At 27.5% G+C, this 6448-nt stretch carries 5 protein-coding genes; all 5 read right to left on the reverse strand.

Annotated elements, in window-relative coordinates:
* Positions 1-68: 68 nt before the first annotated feature.
* The 5 genes from ACEG17_RS08550 to ACEG17_RS08570 all read right to left on the reverse strand — a co-directional run bounded on the left by ACEG17_RS08550 (position 69) and on the right by ACEG17_RS08570 (position 5668).
* Positions 69-1424, reverse strand: a complete 1356-nt coding sequence (locus tag ACEG17_RS08550; RefSeq protein WP_372583377.1) for a glucose-6-phosphate isomerase — start codon at positions 1422-1424, stop codon at positions 69-71.
* Between the two features lie 364 nt (positions 1425-1788).
* On the reverse strand, positions 1789-2940 hold the full coding sequence (nagA, locus tag ACEG17_RS08555; protein ID WP_372583378.1) for an N-acetylglucosamine-6-phosphate deacetylase: 1152 nt from the start codon (positions 2938-2940) through the stop codon (positions 1789-1791).
* A 15-nt stretch (positions 2941-2955) separates the two neighbouring features.
* A complete protein-coding gene (gene nagB / locus ACEG17_RS08560) occupies positions 2956-3789 on the reverse strand; it encodes a glucosamine-6-phosphate deaminase (protein ID WP_299572812.1) in 834 nt (277 codons plus the stop codon).
* A gap of 396 nt (positions 3790-4185) precedes the next feature.
* Positions 4186-4497, reverse strand: a complete 312-nt coding sequence (locus ACEG17_RS08565) for a helix-turn-helix domain-containing protein (protein ID WP_372583379.1) — start codon at positions 4495-4497, stop codon at positions 4186-4188.
* A gap of 712 nt (positions 4498-5209) precedes the next feature.
* On the reverse strand, positions 5210-5668 hold the full coding sequence (locus ACEG17_RS08570; protein WP_372583380.1) for a hypothetical protein: 459 nt from the start codon (positions 5666-5668) through the stop codon (positions 5210-5212).
* Positions 5669-6448 lie beyond the last annotated feature (780 nt).

Genomic DNA, 6448 nt, shown 5'->3' on the forward strand with positions numbered 1-6448 from the left:
ACTTGAAAAAAATATCCCAAATCAGCCACCTTCTTTCCTAGTAAAATTAATTTCCCAGTTTACCTAAATTATTTAACTTCGTTCAATTTTTTTTCCAATTCTTTTCCAGCTTCTTCATATCCAGGTTTTCCTAATAACGCAAACATATTTTTCTTATATGCTTCCACTCCTGGCTGATCAAATGGATTTACACCTAAAAGGTATCCACTTACTCCACATGCTTTTTCAAAGAAATAGAACGTATATCCTAAATGATAAGGAGTGGCTTCAGGAATGTTTACGCCTAAGTTAGGTACATCTCCATCAATATGTGCCAAAATTACTCCATCAGTTGCTTTTTTATTTACATAATCCAATGTTTTTCCAGCAATAAAGTTTAGTCCGTCAAGGTTATCTTTATCACTTTCAATGACAAATTCCACTTCTGGTTTTCCAATAGAAACTACTGTTTCAAAGAATAATCTTTTTCCTTCCTGAATATATTGACCCAGTGAATGCAAGTCTGCTGAAAAATCTGCCGAAGTTGGATACAATCCTTTTCCATCTTTTCCTTCAGATTCTCCAAATAATTGTTTCCACCATTCTGCCAAATAATGAACTCTTGGCTCATAATTTACCATTAATTCCAAGTCTTTTCCTTTTCTATGTAAAATATTTCTCACAGCCGCATATTGTAAAGCCTGATTTTCGTCCATATTTTTATTTGCAAAGTCATTCATCGCATCTTTTGCTCCAGCCATCAATTCATCAATGTTAATTCCAGCCGCCGCGATTGGTAAAAGTCCTACTGCAGTCAATACAGAAAATCTTCCTCCAACATTATCAGGTACAACAAAAGTTTCATATCCTTCAGCTGTAGCAAGTGTCTTTAATGCTCCTTTTTCCTTGTCTGTTGTAGCATATATTCTTTTTGCAGCTTCTTCTTTTCCATATTTTTCTTCCAGCATTTTTTTGAACACTCTGAATGCAATCGCAGGCTCAGTTGTAGTTCCAGATTTTGAAATTACATTTACTGAAAAATCCCTATCTCCAACAACTTCAATTAAATGTTGTAAATAAACACCGCTCATATTTGTCCCTGCAAAGTAGATTTCTGGAGTTTTTCTTTTATCTTTTGGCAAGTTATTGTAAAAGCTGTGTGATAAAAACTCAATTGCAGCCTTTGCCCCTAAATACGATCCTCCAATTCCAATTACAACTAAGACTTCTGAATCATTTTTAATTTTTTCAGCCACTTTTTTTATTCTAGCAAATTCATCTTTATCATAGTTTTCAGGTAAGTCAACCCATCCTAAAAAATCATTTCCTGCTCCACTTTTTGAAGTCAGTACTTCATTTGCCAATTCTACATACGGTTTAATCTGTTTCAATTCATTTTCATTAAAAAAATTTTTTGCAAATTGATAATTAAAATTCAATTTCATTTTCTTTTGTCTCCTTAATATATTTTATTCCCTAGATTTCTTTAAAAAATCAAGAAATCCCTATTATTCCACACATAGTAATACAACTTTAAAATCGAATAATAATACAACAAAACTACTTAAAAACTAAATTTATAAAATTATAAATAATAATTATATTTAGTTTTAAAGTGATTTTTTATTAAACTATTTTTTCAACTAAAGTATAACAAAAAAAGCACTTTTTTTCAAATTTTTCTAACATATTTTTAGATTTTTAAAAATTTTTTCTAAAAATTTTAAATTTTGCCACATATTATTTAATAATCTGAAAATCTAATTAATCTTAACTATATAAATTTAAGCATTTTAAACTAAAATTATATTATTCATATTTTGTTAAATTTCCTTTACTTACGGTTCCCTTCACATTAAACTTATCATCAAAATATGTCAAATCTGCAACATACCCTTCCTTTATAAATCCATATTTTTCATCCACAGCTACAGCCTCTGCTGGATAAGAAGTAGCCATTCTAAGTGCTTCTTCTAGCGAAACATGAACTTTCTCTACAAGATTTTTTACTCCATCAATCATAACTAAAGCTGATCCGCCTAACGTCCCTTCTGGCGAAACACATTTACCATCCTTATACAAAACTCTATTCCCTTCAAACATAAATTCTGTCATATTATCAGTTCCAGCAGGACTAACAGCGTCTGTCACAAGATAAAGCCGATCTTTCAATATTTTCTTAGCAATTTCCACAGAAGCAAAATCCATGTGAAGTCCATCGACTATTATTCCGCAGTTTGTAGTGTCATTATTGAATAAAAATCCTACAACTCCTGGCTCTCTCGAATCCAATGCTCTCATTGCATTATATAAATGTGTAGCACAGTTAAAATAGTCTTTCTTTTCCATACATTCCTTATATGTTGCATTTGTATGCCCCACAGCAATATTAATCCCTGCTTTTTTTAATATTTCAAGATGTTCGACTTTAGCCTTTTCAGGTGCAATTGTTATTATTTTTGTAGCTTCAGGTCCTGCATTTGCTATTTTTTCTATCATTTCATCAGATAAAACCCTTATATATTCAGGACGATGAATTCCTTTTTTCTCTACACTTATATAAGGTCCTTCTATGTGAAGCCCCAAAACTCCAATTTCTTCCTTATCTTTTATTTCATTCATAAGATTTAGAGCTTTTTCTATTTTCTCATCTGGAGAAGTTATAAGTGTTGGCAAAAACGAAGTACATCCGTATCTCTTATTAGTTTCATTCATTATCTCAAGTGTCTTTTGCGAAATATCATCATTAAATAACACTCCTCCACATCCATTAATCTGCAAGTCAATAAATCCTGGCGACAAAACCATCCCTTTGGCATCAACCAATTCCTGATTTTCTAATTCTTTTTCATCAATCAATGAAAAATCCGTTACTTTCTTTATAAATTTTCCTTCCAAAACAACGGTGTCTTCCTCAATAAACTTTTCTCCATCAAATATCTTTGCATTTTTTATAATCATTTCAATAATTCCTCTCTATTTTGATAATTCTATTAAATATTTTTTATATTCTTCCAAATTCAAATTTTTTGCCTCAATTTCCTTAAAATATCTGTATGTTTTAACTTTTATATCCGAAGCTGCCATCTCATCAATTACTAATACAGCCCTTTTATGCAACTGCAAAGCCGAAATTGTCCAGAGATGATTTACTCCACCTTCTACTCCATGATAAACTGCACGAGCCTTTTTGTAGCCATTTGCCAAAATCATAACTTCCTTTGAATCCATAAGTGTTCCTACACCTATTGTCAAAGCCAGTTTTGGCACTTTTTCAATGTCATTGTCAAAAAATCTAGAATTTGCCAAGATTGTATCATAAGTCAACTCTTTATCACGTGTATGTGAAGAAAGTGAGGATCCCGGCTCATTAAATGCTATATGTCCATCCTCTCCAACTCCACCTAAAAATAGCTGTATTCCACCTACTGCCTTTATTTTGTTCTCATAATCTTCACATTCTTTTTCCAAATCTTCGGCACATCCATTCAGAATATTTATATTTTCTTTTTTTATATCAATATATTTAAAAAAGTTCTCATTCATAAAATAATGATAACTTTGGGGATTTTCTGGCTTTAATCCCACATATTCATCCATATTAAAAGTCACAACATTTTCAAATGATAAAATTTTTTCATTATACAAATTTATCAATTCCTTATAAGTTGCAAGTGGCGTAGAACCAGTAGGAAGCCCTAATACAAAAGGCTTTTCCTTTGTAGGTTTAAATTTCAATATTTTTTTAGCTATTTGGTATGCACTCCATTTTGCAACTTCATCAGCATTTTTAAGAATAATTACACGCATTTAATTCACTTCCTTTAATAATTTCAAAAAATTTAAATTTTCATTAAAACAAACCTATTATTATTATATAACTTTTTTCAATTATGTCAAGTAATTATATCCCTAAATTGCAATATTAATTTCCACATTTCCTAAAATTTTTTTTAATTAATTCATACAAAAATTTTTCAAATTATATTGAATAATTTAAACATTTTTTTGCCTTAAGTTTATGATTATTAAGATTTTTATCAATTTTTCTATCTTTATCGCTAATATATCATTTAAAATTCTCTTAGAAGATTGCTGTCATTATCATAACAGCCTCTTTGTCATGAACAATAAAAATATACAAAATAGAAATCTTCACTATTTCTTCTCTGCATGAAAATTCCTTATTCCTATTTGTTGATAATTTTAAAGCACAATTCTCCTCTTTAATTCTCTGCTAATACTCCGATTATAAGACTCTGTTTTGCAGAGCCTGTCCTCTATCAGATTTTTCAATTCAGCAGTAATTTTTGAGTTTCTTCCTTTATTAGCAGATTTTGTATTGGCATCTTCTTGAGCATTTTCAGAATAGTATTCGCCATTAATTCTTTTGATTTCACGATAAATGGTAGTCCTGTGCCTGTTAAGGATTTTGGCAATTTTAGAAATTTTGTAATTTTCTTTTAGCAGGACCTCTAGTTTATTTCTTTCATTTATGGTAAAATATTTATAGCTCATGATATATTTCCTTTCGTTAATGTTTTTGTGGTTATTAACATTTTAACACGAAATTATCATAAGTTTTTATATTTTTTTAGTTTGTCGCAATATATTTTACAATCTATTCTATATTAAATTTGAAAATGCAATGAGACAAATATTACTCTGAAGGTAGTAAAATATCTTATTAGAGATAAAAAATATAATGTTTCCGAACAAGTCTATTGTTAATTTCTCTTATGCTATTTTAATACTTCCAAAATTTAAAATTTTTCTGATATATCATTTATCCTATATTATATTTTTTTATTTTCCTTAATAATTTTATTCGTTTTTTTATTATTTTTTATCCAAATAGCAAGTAATCTCTTTCTGCTTTTCATTCTATCATAGTAAATATAATCTGTTCGATTTCTGTATATTTTTTAGCCAAATTTTATTCAAATAGTATTTTATAACTCTTTCTAAATTTCCAAACTCATTTTTATTATCAGTTTAAGTTTTTTTATAAAAAGTTTCAAAATAAATTTAAAATATATATCATATTATAAAAATGTATTATTTCAATCTAATTCTATTTCCAATATTTTTTCTTAATTTATATCAAACTAAAGTTACGTAACAAATTCATTAAAAATATTTTCTAACAAGAGATAATACTAAATCTTGTAAAGAAACTATTAAGATCAAAAGTTTTAAATTTTTACTAACACAATAAGTAATTTAAAATTTATAAAATATCTAATTCAGAATCTCTAAAATAAACATACTCTAATAATTCATTTTTTCTAGTACCTTCAATTCTAACAGAAAAACATATCTTATCTCCAATAATTTTAATATTTCCAAAATATAAATCAGGACTACACCAATAATCTTTTTTTACTACAAACTCTTCATTTTTTAAATAAAATTCAAATATTTTTTCATATTCCCCATTTCTATATCTATAAAACTCTATACAATCTTCCATAAAATTCCATAATTTTTTATCAAAATATTTTAATCCATCACTAAGAATTATTTCCTCAGAAAAATAAACTTTTTCACAATCGTTTATAACTGTTATGTTCCCATTTCCACTATAATTCCATTTCATTTCTGAATTTTCAAGACTTTGTGCCTTAAAATAAATTCTATTAACATTTTTCATTATATCATACATAATTACAATATTATTATTTTTCATAATTCACCTACAACTTTTTTATTTCTTAAATCTTAAAATAAATTTACTATATTTCACAACACAATTTAACTAAATTACATCTTAAATAAAAAGCTAAATAAAAACAACTATCACAATTTTGTTTTATATTTTTTTTATATAAAAAGAAGAAGCCCTTCAAAGTACCAATGATTTCAAAAGCTTCCACAACTTTTTAAAAAAACTACTTATCTATGTCAATTAAAATAAACATAATGTTTTTCCCAAAAAAGTTCAAAACAACTGCTGAAACTCTAAAAAAAATAATTTATTTCATCTTTATCTTTTTTGAAAGATTACTCATTGCTCCAAATCCTTATCTTGTGTAAAGATTTGTCCCAATAATTAAAATTGCGACAGGATTTCTACACAATAAACTATGACCAGTCTACTACTTTACTACATTTTCTTCACTAACCAAAAACTCACCATGCTAACTCAGAAAATGCTACGACAGGTTATTTATACTAGATACAGCTTAAAATTTAAAAATTATGTTTAATTATTTGAAAATATTAGTTTCGTAATATACTTCTAGGATAAAAGATTCAATAAACTTATTAAACTTAGAATCTCTTAAGTTTAGTCTATCAGACTTTTTTCCTCTACATACTTAACAGGGAACCTAAATTTTATAAAAATTCTTTAATCAATTAAAATATTAGAACTGTATTTCGGATATGGGAACATCATATTCAGGAGCTGTATAATGAAAAATAGGCAAAAAAAAATTCCATAGAAGGAAATCAGAAGAGAAGCGGT

This window comes from Leptotrichia hongkongensis (genome assembly GCF_041538065.1).
GTDB classification, from domain to species: domain Bacteria; phylum Fusobacteriota; class Fusobacteriia; order Fusobacteriales; family Leptotrichiaceae; genus Leptotrichia; species Leptotrichia hongkongensis.

Coding starts and splice junctions, on each gene's coding strand:
- ACEG17_RS08550 (WP_372583377.1), bottom strand. CDS start 1,424: ATGAAATTGAATTTTAATTATCAATTTGCAAAAAATTTTTTTAATGAA.
- nagA (WP_372583378.1), bottom strand. CDS start 2,940: ATGATTATAAAAAATGCAAAGATATTTGATGGAGAAAAGTTTATTGAG.
- nagB (WP_299572812.1), bottom strand. CDS start 3,789: ATGCGTGTAATTATTCTTAAAAATGCTGATGAAGTTGCAAAATGGAGT.
- ACEG17_RS08565 (WP_372583379.1), bottom strand. CDS start 4,497: ATGAGCTATAAATATTTTACCATAAATGAAAGAAATAAACTAGAGGTC.
- ACEG17_RS08570 (WP_372583380.1), bottom strand. CDS start 5,668: ATGAAAAATAATAATATTGTAATTATGTATGATATAATGAAAAATGTT.